The following is an 18,645-nucleotide window of genomic DNA, read 5'->3' as shown; positions in this document are numbered from 1 at the left end:
AGGCCTCTTTTTTTCACTTCACTTCTGCATGTAAGCATGACTTAAAATGTCCAAGTGCAAATTCATGTCCTTGCGCATTAAAAGATGCAACTGCCTTTTTATAAACTACGATTTTAAATCCTTTATTATAAGCGTCTACTGCTGTGTGAAGAACACAAATATCAGTACAAACACCTACAAGATAAACTTCTTCTATTCCTCTTTCTCGTAACTTCATTTCTAAGTCTGTTCCTGCAAATGCACTATATCGTGTTTTATCCATATAATATACATTCTCTGCATTTTTATATGTTTCGTACACTTTTTGTAATTCACCAAACAAATCTCTCCCATTTGTACCAGCTATGTTATGATGCGGGAATAACTTTGATTCTGGATGGTATACATCGTTTTCTTCGTGTTTATCAATCGCAAAGACAACATAATCTCCATTTTCAATATATTGCTTCGTTATATGGACAATTTCCTTCTCAATTTCTTGTCCTGGTTTCCCGCATGTTAAAGCACCTTTTTCAGCTACAAAATCATATGTATAATCAATATTAATAAGCGCTCGTTTCATAACTACTATCTCCCCTTCTTCTGTTTCACAGTAAACAATAGAAAATTTGTTATTACGACATCGTATGTACTATTCGACATTTCAAATGAAATACCTACATTTTTCATGTAAAACTTACTTTAATCTGAGTTTATCATATGATAGATAAACAATGGTAAAACAAATAGCTCCTTTTAACAAATCATGAATTTGTTAATTGAGCGTAATTTGAATTACTTCTTGTATCGTAAACCAAATTAATGACATCGTTATACGAATAAAGACGATACAAATACACCGATTCACATCTTCAGCCTCTTTCTCTGTCATAGTAGAAACAAGTGATTTACTATGACATCCTCTAGTATAAACAAAAAAGTACACTACTTTTTGAGTAATGTACTTTTTATTCTTCTTATGACGCTGGTTTTGTTTCAAATGTTGCTTGATTTAAACTGATAACCTTTCCTTTTGGGTCATTGTTTTCATACTGAACTGCAGTAATCGTATGACTACCTGTCTCAAGCGTCTTTTCTTTTAATTGTACTGTTGTCTGTGTTGTACTAGTGACTTGATGTTTATCTGCATACACTTGGTCTACAAATATAAATGTTTCTTTATCGTTTTGAAAATTAGAAAGCTCTAATTCAACTTGCTGAATTAAAGTATCCTTTTTGATGAATACAGCCGGTATATTACCATTCTCAGAAGTGCCATCTGGTGTAATGACTTTTACTTTTCCTTCTCCGACTGGCACTGCTCCTTCAGGAAATACAACTATATTCTCATTACTTGCGTTTACAACTTTTTCTTCCTGCTTTGGTTGTGTACCCTCTTTTTCCTGCGGAGCACCGCAACCAACTAATAACAATACAGACAATCCAGTGATTATGAATTTTTTCAAAATTCATCCCCCCTGTCATTTCATTATAATTTATTATACAAAAATAACTTTTAAATTTTAAGACTACTTTTTACACTTTCATGAACAAATAGAATATTGCTCACGATTAATGTATCATACTTTCCTTAATAGAACATTAATTTTTTTTATGAAATAAATAGTAATTCCCTCTTATCTATCATTTTAGCCCAACAGATGAATTACATACCTGTCCAAAATAAAAAGACATTGTTCATTCAATGTCTTTTTATTTTGGGCTTTAAAAAACAAATGTTGTAATCTCATCTACTTCTTTCCTTGGAAGTTTCTTCGGCTTATCTTTTGGAAAACCGAGTGAAATAACCATATTTATTTGTTTTTCAGGCTCAATTTGTAAATATTGTCGTAGTTCATCTTGAGCTAACAATACCGGTCCTGTCATCGGGCAAGTACCAAGCCCCTTCGCATATGCAGCCAACATTAAGTTTTGTGCCGCTAAACAGCTACTCTTAATTCCTTCTTCTTCCCAAACTGAATCTGGAACAAAAGCAATTGGATCAAAAATCTTTTCACGAAACTTTGATTCATATGGTGTTGCCAAACATACGATTAATACTGGCGCCTCCGAGAAAGCTGTTGCATATGGTCCGAAAGAACGTGTAAGTAATTTCCCTGCTTTCTCTTCTCCGTTTTCTGCCGCTTTTGCCGCAAGTTTATGTAATGCATCCCATGTCATTTGTTCAATTTCTTTAATTTTCTCTCGGTTCATAATGACCAAGAATTCCCAAGTTTGTGAGTTTGTATCACTCGGTGCATAACGAGCACAATCAATAATTTCTTTTATATCACTAGTGGATACTTCTTGTTCTGTGAACTTCCTAACACTTCGTCTACCGTGAATTACTTCTTTAAAATCTTCATAATTCATACATTAAATCCCCTTTTTACAGCGTTTTCAAATCTGGTCCTATGCTTGAATTATATCATGAAAAAAAGCTGGAGGAATACCAGCTTTTTTCTTCAATATTAGTTCGTAACTTTAAACAAACGAATACTTTCTTCATATGCAACTTGGAGTTTCTTTGTAATCGATCCTCTTTCGCCGGTTCTAAACTGTTCATCACCTATTTGAACGACTGGGAATATTTCAAGTGGTGTCGCTGTAAAGAAGCACTCATCAGCCTCATATACTTCTTGTAGTGAAAATTCTCGTTCTTCTACTTCAATATGTAACTCTTTCGCTAATGTAATAACGAAGTGACGTGTAATGCCGTGTAGAATGAAATTGTCAGCCGGATGTGTAATCAATTTATTATTCTTCACCATAAAGAAATTTGAATGACACCCTTCAGTTACAATTCCATCTCGTACTAATATCGCTTCTTGATAGCCTTGTTCGTTTATTTTATTTTTAATCATAATATTAGGTAGCAGATTTAAAGATTTTATATGACAGAACTTCCATCTTATATCCTCTTCTACAGTAACTTTTATTCCTCGTTCCATAGCAGCAATTGGTCTTGGAAACGAAACAATATTTGCAAAATATGTTGGTTGCATATTTGACTCATATACATGATTACGTGCTTGAGCACCTCTTGATATTTGCAAATATACATTCCCATCTTCTTGAAATTGATTTTTTTCAATCATTTGATGCAACTCTTCCACTAACTCCTTCTTAGTAAAAGGTGGAATTAGTTTTATTTCTTCCATAGAATTAAAGAATCGTTCCAAATGTAGATCTAATAAATGCGGCTTCCCATCATATAGTCTGAATACCTCGTATATACCATCACCAAATTGAAAGCCTCTCTCCTCCAATGGAATCATCGGCTGTTCTTCCTTCGTATTTACAATTCTTCCATTAAACAAAATCCAATCTTTATGAGTAGCTTTCATTCATTCCCACTCCTTTATTCCAGAATTGTTTTAATTGTACAACTTATCCACGCTCAAAAGAAGGAATTTTCTGTATTTTATAATTAAAAAAGTACATCACTCATTTACAGTGATGTACTTGACCATTTATTTACTTTAGAAAATATTTTTCAATATCATCTAACATAAGGTTTGCAGCTACAATACCACCTGCTGTATTCCAAATCACTTCATCTACTTGGAATACTTTATTATCTTTAGAAGCCTGTAACTGCTTAAAGAGCGGATCTTCTATCCATTCTTTCGCTAACGTGTTTCCTTCATTATTCTTATCCGCATCTTTATCAGATGTGAAATAGAATAAATAGTCCCCGTCCATATTTGGAATTTGTTCTTTTGTAATTCCTTTTATCGCAAATTCATCTTTATCTTGTAGTGGTGGTCGTTTAAATCCAATATCATTTAATACAACGCCTGAGAATGAATTTTTTTGATAAATACGAACATCACCTGGGACGAAGCGAATAATTGAAACTTTAGAGTTAATTTTATCACCTAATTGTTCTTTTATTCCTGCAATACGCTTTTTATAATCATTAAGAGCATTTTGTCCTTCTTTTTCTTTATTTACAGCTTTTGTATAAAGCGTAAAGTTTTCTTTCCAATCACCGCGCAATGTTTCAGCATATACTGTTGGCGCGATTTCTTTTAACTGCTCGTATATTTTTTCGTGACGCATTTTATTTCCGATAATTAAATCCGGCTTAAGCTTCATTACTGCCTCTAAATTAATGTCACGCTCTGTTCCTACTACTTTCGTATTTTTTAACTCTTTCGCTAAATGAGAATACCATTCATCACCAGCTCGTGGTTTTGTAGTTCCAACTGGCGTTACTCCAACACTTAAAAGTGCCTCAGCACCCTCATTTGTTAAAACAACAACTCTTTTTGGCGTACCATTTACTGTCGTTTCGCCCATTGCATGTTTTATCGTATATGAATCTTTTGCTTTAGCTGATGTATCATTTTCTTTCTTCTCTTCTTTACTACATCCTGCAATTATGATCGTTAGTAACATAATGCAAAATATAAACATATTTTTAGTGCGTGTCATAAGTCCTCCTAGTTGAAATTGATTATCATTTACATTTTAAAGAGTAATGTATATCTCATACATTGTCAATAGATATATCAGAAAACTTTTTTAATATATATAATTCAGACCTCATCTTTATTCAAAATACTTCTTTACTTATTTGCTACTCACATTTTTTAACCGTAGCATATAAAAAATAAATGGACATAAGAAAGTAATTGTAATTCCAGTCAATACATAACGTACATAATACATATCAGGTATTACTTTTTTTAGTATAAACTGCATTATTAGCATGACACTAAGGCCTAATACTGTTTTTATCACTTGCATTTTTAAATTATTATTTTCATTTATTTTAATAAAATGATTTTCTAATATTATACCAATCGTAGAACCTGTCACAACTCCAAGTAACTTTAAATTATCTATTTGGTCTGTTATAAAATACATAATGAGTGAAACTGCCAATACAATTCGTTGTAACAATATAAATTTCCTATCACTTAATTCCCCTGTTACTTTCGTATATAAATAAACAACTATGACACTAATTAAAACGGCACTTATTATATCACTGAGCCAATGTACACGTAAATATAGACGAGAAGTAGCAACCAATATTATAAAAATAATTCCAATGATCCAAATGATTTTCTTTTTACATAAAATCATGAGTGAGCTCCAAAATGTTGCAGCTAAGTGGACGTGTGTACTTGGAAAAGAATAACCTGCTGCTGATTTTTCATATAAAGCTTGAATTCCCTCGTATGTATACGGTCGTGGGATTTTCATGAACTCCTTTACCACTATCCCCATATAACCAGAGAAGCAAAGCATAACAATCATATGAAACGCTTTTCTTTTAGAAACGCACCAATATAAAATCGAAATAATAACTAAATACAACGTCTCATTTGCAATACTAGATACAAGTTTAAAAAATGTTGTAGGCACACTTCCCTCCAGACTGGTCATCCACTCAAGAAATAACATATCAATATTAAACATACAAAAACGATACCTCCTAAAAAACACCTTCTACTATTTGTTAGCACTTAAGATAAACTAGTTGATTCACATTTCAAATTTATTCACCTACTTACGTTATAGATCAAGAATATATAGTATCACATACTAATAATAGATAATATGTTAAATCATCTAATCATTTTTATAAATTCTAGTGGGATTTTGAGCTTTATATACAAAAACATATACATCTTGTTATCCCATTACTTATATTTCATTTCAGATTGCATCCATCGCACTTCGTATTTGTGTGTGTTATTGATATATGGAACTACAATTAGAAAAATATAACTTTCAAAGCCCGTGCCCATCATTATGTATAAGTAACACATAAGGCCATTACAATTACAAATAAAAAAACCGCCTTATGTAAGGCGGTTTCTATCATTGTGCTTTAACCAATTTAAAATAAATATATACGATTGATAGTGAATATAACGTATGCAAAATAAAAGAAATAAAAGGGCTATTCCAGTGCTACTATACAGCAAACCGAACTTTAAAAAAACATTTAAAAGTGGCGGAAAGTTCGTTATGTTTTGTAATGTAATAAGCATACAAAATAAAAGGAAAAACACAGGGGCATATTGTAATTCATACGGCTTTCTCTTCTTATTCATTCTTTTTCGAATGAACATATGGATTAGCTCTGCTACTAGAAAACACCCTCCAATTAATAAAAGACCAGAAGTCATCGTCATACATCCACCTGCCTTATATTTATCCTGCATAACTACTCATCGTTATATTTTCTTCACATATATTCCATCTTCTTCATTAAAACCAAAGCCCTCTATGAAAGATTTTGCTTGTTCTGTTAATTCCGTTTGCAGTACCTTTATCTCTTTCACATTTCTTTCTTTCATCATTGCTTCAAATGTAAAATACGTATTTGTCCCATAACCGTAACTTTGATAATCAAAGTGAATAATTAACTGAGATAAAACCGCACTCTCCTCTTGAACAAGATAATCTATTACACCAATATATGTATCATCAACTTTCACACAATACTGTACCTGATTCTCACTTAAACTATGTGAGCGAAACATTTCTTTAACAACGTTTTCATTTTCTACATTTACTTTTTCAAACGTAATCATATGTTGTCCATCCTTTTACTATTATTGTATCAATAATTCGTTCCATTTATGAAAAAAACCTTAAGATCATATGCGATCTTAAGGTTTTTCTAATTAAACTAAGCTATACGCACGTTTCGTTTCTTCGTGGAACTTATTCGTATCGTATTTATGCTCAACATAAATTTGATGCCATACCATAAACGCAAGTACAGTCCAAATTTTACGGCTATAATCGCCTTTATCTGCACAATGTGCTTCCAGTAAGTTTAATACATACTGTTTGTCGATTAAATGCTCTGTTTTACTCTCGTTTATAATATTGATAGCCCAATCATGCATTTCGTCTTTTAACCAGTGACGAATTGGTACTGGGAATCCAAGTTTTTTACGATCTAATACGTGATCTGGAACGATTCCGCGTGCTGCTTCACGTAAAATAGCTTTCGTAGTTCCGTTAGCAATCTTAAATTCAGTTGGAATTTTAGATGCAACATCGAATACTTCTTTATCTAAGAACGGTACACGAAGTTCTAATGAGTTTGCCATTGTCATTTTATCAGCTTTTAATAAAATGTCACCGCGTAACCATGTGAACATGTCAATGTACTGCATTTTGCTTACATCATCATAATCTTTAATTTCGTTATACAATGGTTTCGTGATATCCATATAGTTAACACTTTCATTGTAATACTTCATTAATTCAACTTTCTCTTCTTCACGGAAGATTTTCGCGTTTCCATAGTAACGCTCTTCAATCGGCGTACATCCACGCTCTAGGAAGCTCTTTCCTTTAAAGCCTTCTTTAAGAGCACCACTTAATGCTTTTAGAACGCTCTTACCTGGGCTAGGAATGTAAGAGAACATTTTTAGTGAGTTTGGCTCACGATAAATGTTATAACCGCCAAATAGCTCGTCTGCACCTTCACCTGAAAGAACAACTGTTACATGCTTACGTGCTTCTTTTGCAACGAAGTACAATGGTACAGCTGCTGGATCTGCTAAAGGATCATCCATATGCCAAATGATTTTTGGGAACTCATCCATAAACTCTTTCGCTGAAATGAATACGTTATGGTTTTTAACGCCTAATTTCTCAGCAGTTTCTTTGGCAACATCAACTTCACTGAAACCACGTTGTTCAAAACCAATAGAGAATGTTAAAAGATTTGGATTCATTTCTCTTGCGATAGAAGCGATAATAGATGAATCGATACCACCAGATAAGAATGAACCTACTGGTACATCACTGCGCATATGCACTTTTACTGAATCATATAACACATCACGAATTGCTTGGATATGCTCCTCTTTCGTTGCGCTTGAAGCATTGAAATAAGGTTTCCAGTAGCGATGGATTTTCATCTCTTTACCGATTTCTTTTACGAAATAATGACCAGGCTCGATTTTATTAACATCAATTGTTAATGTTTCTGGCTCTGGACCATATTGGTACGTAAAGTAATGTTGTAGTGACGTTGGATTAACGCCTTTATCTTCCATCACATGCATAATACTTTTCTTCTCAGATGCGAAGAATGTAGTATCACCTTGTTGTGCGACGTATAAAGGTTTAATACCGAAGTGGTCACGTGCACCGAAAAGTTTCTTCTCTTCACGATCCCAAATCATAAATGCAAACATACCACGAAGATAGTCTACACATTTTTCTTTCATATGTGCATACAATGCAATGATAACTTCTGTATCTGATTGTGTTGCAAACGTTGCACCTTTTTCAAGTAACATTTCACGTAATTCTACATAATTGTAAATTTCACCATTAAAAATAATTACATATCGATCATTTTCATAAGTTAGCGGCTGATGTCCTGCCTCTAAGTCAATGATGCTTAAACGGCGGAAGCCAAATTGTACATGTTCATCACGAAAATATCCTTCGTCATCTGGACCGCGGTGGAAAATCATCGTGTTCATATTTTCAAATTGATGTTTTTCTGTTTCTGAAAACTCTCTAGGGTTTTCACATAAACATCCTACAAAACCACACATACTTCTTACCCTCTTTCAGTTTTCATTCTGTCTATATACTACTATATCAACCCTATTTATACTAGCATAATCAATTGAATATGGCGACCAAAAACTATAAAAAAATCACTCCATTTCACATTTTTAACAATTTTTTATGAAAACATGAAAACTAGGCAATCACCTTTCTCCGCTTTTGTCATATGATATTGCAAATTGATTTCTAGGAGGGAATACCATGAGTGAAGAAAAAAAAGACTCTTCTCGCCCACCGGTTCGCAATTATTTAAAGCAAATTGATGATTTCTTCGAGCAAACACCACTTCGCAATGTAATCGCTGATTTAAATCATTTTTTCCAAAAAGGAAATCGTTTATTAACATTCCCCGTAGATTTATATGAAGTTGGTGAAGAACTCGTTGTTACAGCTGAGCTACCAGGTATACAAAAAGAACAAATTCAAATTGAAATACAAAGTGAATACTTAAAAGTCTCTGTAAAAGAAGAGATACTTGAAGAGGTCGAGGAAGAAACATCTCATAACTATTATCGCCGAGAACGTTCCATTTCAGAAGCATCAAGATTGATTAAATTACCGTACTCAATTAATAAAAAAGCAGCGAAAGCTTCGTATCAAAACGGCGTGTTAGAAATTCGGGCACCAAAACTTCCACAACAACATGACATTTTATCCATAGACTAATGTAAAAAAAGAAGGGTGCTGTGCACCCTTCTTTTTAATCCACTAATCTCTTCATATCACGTATAATGTCTTCGTACGGCGTATTACTAATACCACTATACTTTTTCATTACTTTTCCGTTTTGATCAATTAAATAAAATGATGTACCATGTATAACTTGACCATCCTCAGGTTTATCTACAAGTGATTGGAAATTATCTTTTGAAAACTTTGTAATATCTTCTAATGAATAACCCGTTAATAAATTCCAGTTACTAGTATCCTCTGTAAACTTTTGAATGAAAGCCTTCAAATTCTCCGGCTTATCAAGGTCTGGATCTACACTAAACGAAACAAACTGAACGTCTAATTTCTCTTCTTTTGCCATTTTTTGCAGTTTTGCCATATTAGCAGTCATTGGCGGACAAACTGTTTGGCAATTTGTGAACATAAAATCAGCAACCCAAACTTTCCCTTTTAAATCTTTTGTACCAAATGACTTTCCATCTTGATTTGTAAATTGGAAAGTTTCTAAATCCCAATTCAATGGTTTACGAAGCTTTGAACCCGATCCACTACATCCAGCAAGTACAAAGAGACAAAATACAACCATAAGACCAATTATTTTTTGATAACGCTTCATTTATAAACCTCTTTTCTCTATCCTAAATTTAAATAGGTTATGTTTATCATAACAAAAGTTAACACTACGAGAAAATTGTTTACTACATTTGTTCACGAAATCGTACGAATTTACGTATGTTACTTCTTTATTTCAAGCTAATTACTAGACAAAATTTATTTTTTTACTATTATTTCTCTAAATAGAAGTTGCAAAACTAATTTTATTGTTACTTTTGTAAACGCATCCCCCTATTTTTTAACAATTCCTTAAACATTCATCCATGTTATACACTGTATTCCTTAACAACATTTCGGTACAATACAATTACAACGATTTTAAATGAGGTGATGTTCATGACAAAACGTTATGAAAACATGGATAATGTGAGTACAAAAAAATCAATTCGTTCCTTTATACGTTGGCGAAAAGAACGAAAACAAAATAAAAAGGATTTTTCTTTTTTAGTAGAACAATCACCTGTTAAACAAAGTAAATTCCTACAAAACAACTTTGAAAAGACGACTGTAACTTGGATTGGTCATTCCACATTCCTTATCCAAACGAATGGGCTAAATATATTAACAGATCCAGTATGGGCTACTAAATTAAAATTAGTTCCAAGACTTACTGAACCTGGTCTTTCTATACAAGAACTACCTAAAATTGATATTGTCCTCATTTCACACGGTCATTATGATCATTTAGATTTTTCAACGCTTCGCCAGCTAAATGATGATGTTTTATACCTTGTACCTATTGGACTGAAAAAACTATTTACTCGCAAAAAATTTACTCGTGTGGAAGAGCATAATTGGTGGGAAAATACAATCATTAATGATGTTTCCTTTCACTTCGTACCGGCCCAACACTGGACGAGAAGATCCTTATTTGATATGAATACATCTCACTGGGGTGGATGGATTATTAGCAATGAAACAACGAAAGAAACCATTTATTTTTGTGGTGACAGTGGATATTTCCAAGGTTTCAAAGAAATTGGCAAACGCTTTTCAATTGATATTTCCCTTATGCCAATTGGCGCTTATGAACCAGAATGGTTTATGAAAGTATCTCATGTTTCACCTGAAGAGGCAGTGCAAGCTTATTTAGATTTAAACGCTACACACTTTATACCGATGCATTACGGAGCCTTTGCCCTCGCCGATGAAACACCCCGCGAGGCAGTAACAAAGCTCCGAAATAATTGGAATTTACGTATGTTACCGTGGGAACAACTGCATGTACTCTTTTTAGGCCAAACTTTTACTTATAATAGCGCAACAAACGATAAGCAAGTAAATGAAAAAATTGAAACATTACACGTATAACGTAACTACTTATTTTCTATATCCAACATATACTATAGAAAATCATAAAGTAAAACTTTAATCAGTGGGTGTTTTCTATGAATGAATATTTACAGACTCGCTATATCATTAGCGGGAGTGCCTGTATAACCCTTCTTATTTCTTACTTTCTATTCACATAAAAAAGCTACTTGAAAATTCATTTCAAGTAGCTTTTTTATTACTCTGCTAAATACATAAATCCGATCGCACCCGGACCTGTATGAGTACTAATAATAGGCGTTGTAAAGAAAATTTCTGATTGAGCAAATCCACTCACTTTTTCAACAGCCGCTTTTACATTTTCAGCTAAAGGAATTGCTTTCGCGTGTGGAATTGCAACAGCTTTTACAACTTTTCCAGCTGTATCTTCCTCAAATAACTTAGCTAACGTTTTTACAATTTGACCTTGGCTACGCACTTTCGTAACAGGGTTATAAACACCATCTTCAAGGCTAGCAATTGGCTTTATATTAAGTAGCGAACCGATAAACGCTTTTCCTTTACCGATACGCCCACCCTTCACTAAATTTTCTAATGTATCTACTACTACATATAAACGAGTATTCTTTCTCACTTCATCTACACGTTTTAAAATTTCTTCTAGTGAGCGTCCTTCATTTGCCATTTTCGCAGCTTCTATTACTTGATATGCTAAAGCATGTGTAATAAATTGAGAATCAACAACTGTTACTTTTGTGTCGGTCATTGATGCAGCACTATTGGCAGTTGCCACAGTACCACTCATTCCACTTGTCATATGAATGGAAAGTACTTCACTTCCATCTTCACCTAACTTGTCATACATTTCTACAAATGTACCCATTGCCGGTTGTGATGTTTTTGGTAATTCCTCTGATTTGATCATTTCTTCAATAAATTCATCAGGTTGTAAATCAACGCGATCTAAATATGTTTGTCCATTTACAGAGATTGATAATGGTAGCACATGAATGCCATACTTTTCGATTACATCCTGCGTTAAATCCGCAGTTGAATCTGTTACAATTTTAATTTTTTGCATATTATATTCTTCCCTTTCCAATACGCTCTCCTTGTTATTATACTAGCATTCCCTGTGCTTTCAACAATTTCGAACAAATTTCACCAAATTAATTATATTTTTATACCTAAAATGAAAAAGACAGAGTTTACTAACCCTGTCCATACTCTGTATCATGCATTTTTTTCAAGGGTATTTGTTTTATATACATTTAAATAATCATTCCACTTCAAACAATTTTGCAAATATTCACGGAAAGAATACGAAAATCTTGGGTGCTTTTGTTTTTGAATTTTTGCAATAAATAATTGAAGACGAGACTGAATTAGAAACGATAATGGATGCTGTGCCTGTAGGACAGGGATTTCGAATATTTTAATACAATCCCCTGTTGAATGAGTGAAATAAAAACTTTTCGTAATCACAATATCAATCCTCTTTTTCATTGGATTTTTGAACTTCCTCTACTTTACGCTGTAACACGTTGTTTAAAGTGGAGACTTCTATGAATACAAAAGTATCCTTAGTCAATCCCTGTAGTCCTTTTGGTTAGAAGATTTATACTCTATTCATCCTCCGTCCTAAATATCCGATAAGACAGGAATCCCGTTATCCGTATATTGCTTAATAATTTTAGTATAAACTTAGCAAAGCGCAAAGTTTGTCTAAATTTTGGAGATTCTATAATTTTTTTCTTCTATATATTGTATACGTTTATATCTAAAGTATAACAAATAAATAAAAAAAGTGCCTTTATAACGAGGCACTTTTCGACTGTATTTCTTCTTCTCTTTTCTTTTTTCGCTTATTAACAATCTTTGATAAAGCGATACTAATTTCATAAATACAAATAAGCGGTACCGCTACTAAACCATGAGATAAAAAATCAGGCGGTGATATACACGATGCAATGATAATCAATGCTACGTAAGCATACCTTCTTATTTTTATTAGAAATTCCGCCGTTAACAGTCCAATACTCGTTAAAAACATGACAACTACAGGTAATTCAAAAATCACAGCAAATGGAACTGTTAAATTAAGTACAAAATGAAAATACTTTTCTGTCGTAAACATCGTATTAAACATTTCATTACCTATCGTAGTTAAAAAATGAAATAAAAACGGCATTACAACGAAATATCCAAAACATAAACCTGCAATAAATAATATAGACAATACCGGTATATACATTACTGTCATTTTTTGTTCATTTGGATGTAAACCCGGTTTTACAAATAACCAAATTTGTATAGCAGCAAAAGGAATTGTACAAACGATAGCAAATACTGTAGCAATCGAGAAAAAAATCCATAATACATCACTTGGACCGAGAACTGTTAATTTCATTGGTAAATCTTTTACTAGCCAAAAATAAATATCCTTCGTAAAAGTAAATCCGATAATTAAAAATAGGACAAAGGATAGCACTGTATATATTACTCGTTTGCGAAGCTCAACAATATGTTCTACTACGCTCATTTCCCGATCTTCCATCTCGTTCACCACACTTTATTTATCCATTTCGAGGAAAATCCATTACATTTTTTCTTTCTTTTCCTTGTCTTGAAATGCATCATCAGTCAATTCTTTCGTTGATTTCTTGAATTCTTTTAACGTTTCCCCTAAAGCCTTTCCGATTTCCGGCAATTTTTTCGGCCCAAACAAAATAAGTACAGCTACTAAAATTAAAATTAATCCTGGAAAGCCAATATTTGAAAACATTTCTCCATCCCCTTTATTAGTAGATTCCTTGTCCTACTATTGCATAATTTTATTTTGTCAAAAAAGTTTGAAAACGTCAACAAATCCATTGCCTTTTGTCAAAAAAATTCAAAAATATAATCAATTATACAAATTTCATTTTCTATTGCCCTTGTGTATGATATGGTAAGGGAAACGACATATTATTTTATGATAGTAGAAAGGATTTGCATTATGACTGAAAAAATGACACGAATGACGCAATTTGTGAAAGAAGAAATTGCAAATGCAATTACACATGGTATCGGTGCCATTTTAAGCATCCCTGCCTTAATTATATTAATTATTCATGCCTCTAAGCATGGTACCGCATCTGCTGTATTTGCATTTACGGTTTATGGTGTAAGCATGTTCTTACTGTACTTGTTTTCTACATTGTTACATAGCATTCACCATCCAAAAGTAGAAAAATTATTTACTATACTAGATCACTCAGCCATTTATTTATTAATCGCTGGCACATATACTCCTTTTTTACTGATTACACTTCGTGGACCATTAGGCTGGACGTTACTCGCTATTATATGGACACTAGCAATCGGGGGTATCATCTTCAAAATTTTCTTTGTACGTCGCTTTATTAAAGCATCAACATTATGTTATATCATAATGGGATGGCTCATAATCGTTGCTATTAAACCACTTTATGAAAATCTAACTGGACATGGTTTTTCACTACTTTTAGCAGGCGGAATTTTATATTCTGTAGGGGCTATATTCTTCCTTTGGGAAAAATTACCTTTCAATCATGCCATTTGGCATCTTTTCGTTTTAGGTGGTAGTGCGATGATGTTCTTCTGCGTACTCTTTTATGTCTTACCTACAGCGTAATAAAAAGGTTTCAGCTTAATGTAAGCTGAAACCTTTTTTATTACTTATGTAATTGTGATGCGATAACGTCCTGTGTATGTTTCGTTAACTCTTTAATATCCATATTCGCATACTCTTCAGGTGTAATCGGCTTAGAAATTGTTACTGTTGCATGAGCTGGTTTCATACGGTTGCCATTCGCTTCAAACATTTTATATGTCCCATCTAATGTTACAGGTAAGATTGCTACACCAGATTTTACTGCAAGGTGAAAACTCCCAGCCTTAAACTCTCCGATTTCGCCACCCTTACTTCTCGTCCCTTCTGGGAAAATTACGATAGAATGTCCATTCTTTAATAGTTCAATTCCATCTTTAATCGCTTGAAGAGATTGACGACGATCATTACGAACCATAAATACACAATTCATAAGTTCCATCCAAGTTGGTACAACTGGAAACTTCTTAATCTCTGCTTTTGAAACGAATCCAATTGGCTTATTTAAGTAACCTAATAATACGGGAATATCCATATTACTTTGATGATTACTTACAACTAGTACCGGCTTATCTTTAGGAACATTTTCAAGTCCCTTTACTTCAACTGCCCCACCAGCTACACGTACCATTTTCTTACCAAACCAATTTGTCGTTTTATACACAACATTATCTTTTTCTTGTGGCGACATCGTATTTACTTGTTTTTTCAGACGCCACATTCTCGGTGTAATCGCAATTACGATTAAAATTAAATAAAAGATTTTAAAAAACGTTTGAATCATACAGAACCCCCACCTATTATCATTCCGACCTTCATTATACTAGACAAACGAAGGAAAAAGAAGAAAAAATGTCCAAACAACAAGTGCTTGGACATTTTTAAGTATTCTATATTAGAAACGTTTTGCTAATTCACGAGCATTAGCAATTGCTGCTTCTTTAATTTCTGGTGCTTTTTCAGGGTTTGCATTCATACCTTCAACTGCAATATATTCAGTTTCATTTACACCGATAAATCCTAATACTGTTTTTAAGTGATTGCGGCCGAAGTCTACAGCTGCGTACGCTCCTTCAGAATAAATGCCACCTGTTGCTTGAATGTGAAGTGCTTTTTTGCCTTCTAATAAGCCAACTGGTCCATTTTCAGTATATTTGAATGTTTTACCTGCGATTGCTAAGTTATCTAAGTATGCTTTTACTACTGGTGGATAGCTAAAGTTCCACATTGGAGTTACGAATACATAACGATCCGCATGCATAAATGTTTCTAAGTTTGTGTTCATTGCTGCAACTTTTTGTTGTTGAACTTCAGTTAAAGTTTCAAAGCCTTCACCTGCTGCAAATTTACCCCAAGCAGCGAATACATCTGCATCGATTGCTGGTACTGTAGTGTTGAATAAATCAATTGTTACAACTTCGTCTTGTGGATGTTCGTTTTTATAAGCTTCGATGAAAGCTTCCCCTACTGCCACTCCGAAAGAACCTTCTGCTGAATTTGGATTTGCTGTAATAAATAGTACTTTTGTCATTGTATTCTCTCCCTTTTACACACTTTATCTTTAATTTGAGATTTATAATTCGAAAGTAAATAACTTACCTTATGTAAGTATAATACAAAAAGTCGTGTGTGATGTCAATAAAAAATAGCTACTTTTTTTTCGTAAGTTAATGATTTATTTTGTTTCTTTAAAATTCAGTATATAGATATTAAGAATTTTTTCATACAAAAAGGCTATCTCTACAAATTATAGAGATAGCCTTTTATTACATGTTATTTTTGAAACACATGTTTCACTTTTTCAGCCGGAATATTACTTCCGCCTCTACCTTTTACATCTTCAATCATCATTGTAATGACCATATCTGGTGAATTTAAATCAAATGCAGCGAACCAGCCTAGTTCTTTTCCTTCGGCCTCTTTTGATACTTTCAATTCCGCTGTACCTGTTTTTCCAGCAAGCGTCTTACCATCAATTTTAGCAATTTTTCCAGTACCATCTGGATCATTAATTACTTTCGTCATAGCAGTCTTTAATATATCCTGATTGCCTTTTGAAATTACATTCTCTTTCCAAACTTTTGGTTGCTTATCTGTTTTAATAATATATGGAGAAGGTATGTTTCCATCATTAACAATTGGTGCGTACGTTAATGCTAGATGGAGTGGCGTCATTAATACTTGCCCTTGTCCATAACCTGTGTCTGCCATTTGAATATCATTTTTAATTCCATCATTTGCGATTTTAGAAGCTGGGAATCCGTATTCAATTGGTAATTTCTCATCAAATCCGAATTTTTTCGCCTCAGCCATAAATTTATCTTTTCCAATTTTCAAAGCTTCTTGTGCGAAATAAATATTATCCGAGTATTTCATTGCCTTATCAAAATCAATCGGATTCGCATCTTTTACACGTGTTACGTAATAATTGCCCCAAGAAGAATCTTTCGTCCATTTCAGTCCTTCAATTTTCAATTCTTCTTTTGGATCGATTGTTTTCGTTTCAAGACCAATTGCACCTGTAATCGGCTTAAATACAGAACCTGGTACCGATAATTGTGTAAATCGATTCGTCATCGGTTTTTTCGGATCATTATTCCAAGCCTCGCGTTGTGCTTTTGATGTTCCTCGTGCAATTAAATTAGGATTATAAGCTGGACTACTTACAAGAGCAATAGTTTCTCCACTTTTCGGATTAATTGCCGCACTTGAACCAGCTTCTCCCTTCATTTCATTATACGTTTTTTCTTGAACAACACTATCGATAGTTAAAGTTACATTTTCTCCATCAACAGCATCTGTCTTCGCTAAATTTTTAATTTCTTTTCCCTGTGCATCTTCCATGAAGACACGGCCACCTTTTTTCCCGCGTAGCTGTTCTTCCAATACTTGCTCTAATCCAGCCTTACCAACTGGCTCATCGGCTTGATAGCCTTTCTTTTGAAGCGTTTTTAAATCTTCAGCATTTACTTTTCCGATATAACCAGTAAGATGCGCTGCTGCTTCCCCTAACGGATATGTACGAACATTTACAGGTTTTGCTGCAACACCTGGTAAATTGATGTACGTATTTTGCGTTGCTCCCTCAGGCAAAATTCCAATTGGTACGAGATACCCTGGTTTTACCCATTTCGCAGCTAGTTTTTGATCAATCTCTTCTACAGACATATTTAACAACTTCGCTACTGCTTCTTTCGTTTGCGGAGCAGTTTCATCTAATTTTTCTGGAACAATTCCAATCTCAGAAGCTTTCCCATTCGTCGCAAGACCTTTTCCATTACGATCGTATATTTCACCACGTTTTGGTTGTGTTGTTTGCATACGCACTTTACTATCTTTTGTCATACCTGGGAATATAAAATCAGGAGTCCAATCTATTTTCCAAGATTCTTTATCTCCATCTTTTTCTTTCACCATTTTTGATTCATGACCAAAAGTGATTTTACCACCAACTGTATCCATACTTACTTTAAAAGGAACAGGACCTTCATCTTTTTTATCTTCTTTTAGTTCTCCTACTTCTACTTTTAAGTTTTTCACTTCAATGCCAGAATAAATTTTTTCATATTTCTCAGTGAACTCTTTCTTTGAAATATCTTTTTTTGCCTTTTCGGATAATTGATCATACATTTCTGCAAATTTTTGTTTATTCCATGCTTTTGTATATGTATCAAACGCTTCTTGTGGTTTTTCTTCTTTACCACATCCAACTAACATGAACGTTAAGCAAAGAAAAAGAATCCCCCATATCTTTCTCAATCGATTCTCCTCCTCTTTCTATATGAATACTTTTGAAAATTTTAGCATTTTTACATGCTAGATTTCATTATAGCACTATTGAATATCATCTATAAACTTATATTAACGAATACAAATAAAAAGATTGATGTGAATTTCACATCAATCCT

Annotated in this window: 20 protein-coding genes and 1 pseudogene; 3 read left to right on the top strand and 18 right to left on the bottom strand. The window is 33.4% G+C overall.

Annotated elements, in window-relative coordinates:
• Positions 1–13: 13 nt before the first annotated feature.
• The 10 genes and pseudogenes from NHG49_RS11700 to asnB all read right to left on the bottom strand — a co-directional run bounded on the left by NHG49_RS11700 (position 14) and on the right by asnB (position 8,531).
• On the bottom strand, positions 14–562 hold the full coding sequence (locus NHG49_RS11700) for a cysteine hydrolase family protein (RefSeq protein ID WP_258126026.1): 549 nt from the start codon (positions 560–562) through the stop codon (positions 14–16).
• Between the two features lie 114 nt (positions 563–676).
• Positions 677–871: pseudogene (locus tag NHG49_RS11695) on the bottom strand (hypothetical protein).
• A gap of 85 nt (positions 872–956) precedes the next feature.
• On the bottom strand, positions 957–1,445 hold the full coding sequence (locus tag NHG49_RS11690) for a hypothetical protein (protein ID WP_064477354.1): 489 nt from the start codon (positions 1,443–1,445) through the stop codon (positions 957–959).
• Positions 1,446–1,704: 259 nt separating this feature from the next.
• Positions 1,705–2,352, bottom strand: a complete 648-nt coding sequence (locus tag NHG49_RS11685; RefSeq protein ID WP_064477355.1) for a nitroreductase family protein — start codon at positions 2,350–2,352, stop codon at positions 1,705–1,707.
• 98 nt (positions 2,353–2,450) lie between these two features.
• Positions 2,451–3,326, bottom strand: coding sequence for a D-amino-acid transaminase (gene dat / locus NHG49_RS11680; protein WP_088046799.1), 876 nt, complete (start codon positions 3,324–3,326; stop codon positions 2,451–2,453).
• A gap of 130 nt (positions 3,327–3,456) precedes the next feature.
• Entirely contained in the window at positions 3,457–4,419 is a 963-nt protein-coding gene (locus NHG49_RS11675) for an ABC transporter substrate-binding protein (protein WP_064477357.1), read from the bottom strand.
• Between the two features lie 138 nt (positions 4,420–4,557).
• Positions 4,558–5,412, bottom strand: a complete 855-nt coding sequence (locus tag NHG49_RS11670; protein WP_103655305.1) for a phosphatase PAP2 family protein — start codon at positions 5,410–5,412, stop codon at positions 4,558–4,560.
• 386 nt (positions 5,413–5,798) lie between these two features.
• The gene (locus NHG49_RS11665; RefSeq protein ID WP_064477358.1) at positions 5,799–6,128 is read right to left on the bottom strand and encodes a hypothetical protein; all 330 of its coding nucleotides are present in this window, start codon (positions 6,126–6,128) and stop codon (positions 5,799–5,801) included.
• Between the two features lie 48 nt (positions 6,129–6,176).
• Positions 6,177–6,536: a GNAT family N-acetyltransferase gene (locus NHG49_RS11660; protein WP_064477359.1), complete on the bottom strand. Its 360-nt coding sequence runs from the start codon at positions 6,534–6,536 to the stop codon at positions 6,177–6,179.
• A 93-nt stretch (positions 6,537–6,629) separates the two neighbouring features.
• A complete protein-coding gene (gene asnB / locus NHG49_RS11655) occupies positions 6,630–8,531 on the bottom strand; it encodes an asparagine synthase (glutamine-hydrolyzing) (RefSeq protein WP_064477360.1) in 1,902 nt (633 codons plus the stop codon).
• Positions 8,532–8,748: 217 nt separating this feature from the next.
• On the opposite strand from asnB, the gene NHG49_RS11650 reads away from it, so the two are divergent.
• Positions 8,749–9,213, top strand: a complete 465-nt coding sequence (locus NHG49_RS11650; protein ID WP_001288088.1) for an Hsp20/alpha crystallin family protein — start codon at positions 8,749–8,751, stop codon at positions 9,211–9,213.
• 34 nt (positions 9,214–9,247) lie between these two features.
• Here the strand turns inward: NHG49_RS11650 and NHG49_RS11645 are convergent, their stop codons facing one another.
• Entirely contained in the window at positions 9,248–9,835 is a 588-nt protein-coding gene (locus tag NHG49_RS11645; protein WP_046959312.1) for an SCO family protein, read from the bottom strand.
• Between the two features lie 335 nt (positions 9,836–10,170).
• Between NHG49_RS11645 and NHG49_RS11640 the strand changes: the two genes are divergently transcribed.
• Positions 10,171–11,145 carry an MBL fold metallo-hydrolase gene (locus NHG49_RS11640; protein ID WP_064477361.1) on the top strand — a complete coding sequence of 325 codons (975 nt, stop codon included), beginning with the start codon at positions 10,171–10,173 and terminating at the stop codon, positions 11,143–11,145.
• Between the two features lie 199 nt (positions 11,146–11,344).
• Here the strand turns inward: NHG49_RS11640 and NHG49_RS11635 are convergent, their stop codons facing one another.
• The 4 genes from NHG49_RS11635 to NHG49_RS11620 all read right to left on the bottom strand — a co-directional run bounded on the left by NHG49_RS11635 (position 11,345) and on the right by NHG49_RS11620 (position 13,891).
• Positions 11,345–12,187, bottom strand: coding sequence for a DegV family protein (locus tag NHG49_RS11635; RefSeq protein ID WP_033657798.1), 843 nt, complete (start codon positions 12,185–12,187; stop codon positions 11,345–11,347).
• 152 nt (positions 12,188–12,339) lie between these two features.
• Entirely contained in the window at positions 12,340–12,591 is a 252-nt protein-coding gene (locus NHG49_RS11630; RefSeq protein ID WP_000629012.1) for a DUF2535 family protein, read from the bottom strand.
• A 328-nt stretch (positions 12,592–12,919) separates the two neighbouring features.
• On the bottom strand, positions 12,920–13,663 hold the full coding sequence (gene tatC, locus NHG49_RS11625; RefSeq protein ID WP_258126024.1) for a twin-arginine translocase subunit TatC: 744 nt from the start codon (positions 13,661–13,663) through the stop codon (positions 12,920–12,922).
• A gap of 42 nt (positions 13,664–13,705) precedes the next feature.
• The gene (locus NHG49_RS11620) at positions 13,706–13,891 is read right to left on the bottom strand and encodes a twin-arginine translocase TatA/TatE family subunit (RefSeq protein WP_064477362.1); all 186 of its coding nucleotides are present in this window, start codon (positions 13,889–13,891) and stop codon (positions 13,706–13,708) included.
• Between the two features lie 213 nt (positions 13,892–14,104).
• Here NHG49_RS11620 and trhA point away from each other — a divergent pair, with 213 nt between their 5' ends.
• Positions 14,105–14,761: a PAQR family membrane homeostasis protein TrhA gene (trhA, locus tag NHG49_RS11615; RefSeq protein ID WP_064477363.1), complete on the top strand. Its 657-nt coding sequence runs from the start codon at positions 14,105–14,107 to the stop codon at positions 14,759–14,761.
• A 40-nt stretch (positions 14,762–14,801) separates the two neighbouring features.
• Here trhA and NHG49_RS11610 read toward each other — a convergent pair whose 3' ends face one another.
• The 3 genes from NHG49_RS11610 to pbpC form a co-directional block, all read right to left on the bottom strand.
• The gene (locus NHG49_RS11610) at positions 14,802–15,521 is read right to left on the bottom strand and encodes a lysophospholipid acyltransferase family protein (RefSeq protein WP_064477364.1); all 720 of its coding nucleotides are present in this window, start codon (positions 15,519–15,521) and stop codon (positions 14,802–14,804) included.
• 111 nt (positions 15,522–15,632) lie between these two features.
• Positions 15,633–16,268, bottom strand: coding sequence for an FMN-dependent NADH-azoreductase (locus tag NHG49_RS11605; RefSeq protein WP_064477365.1), 636 nt, complete (start codon positions 16,266–16,268; stop codon positions 15,633–15,635).
• A 242-nt stretch (positions 16,269–16,510) separates the two neighbouring features.
• Positions 16,511–18,496, bottom strand: a complete 1,986-nt coding sequence (gene pbpC / locus NHG49_RS11600; RefSeq protein WP_258126023.1) for a penicillin-binding protein 3 — start codon at positions 18,494–18,496, stop codon at positions 16,511–16,513.
• Positions 18,497–18,645 lie beyond the last annotated feature (149 nt).

The sequence above is a fragment of the Bacillus sp. IBL03825 genome (genome assembly GCF_024712505.1).
GTDB lineage: Bacteria > Bacillota > Bacilli > Bacillales > Bacillaceae_G > Bacillus_A > Bacillus_A wiedmannii.
Note: the sequence above shows the minus strand (reverse complement) of the source record. Positions and strands in the feature narration are given on the sequence as shown.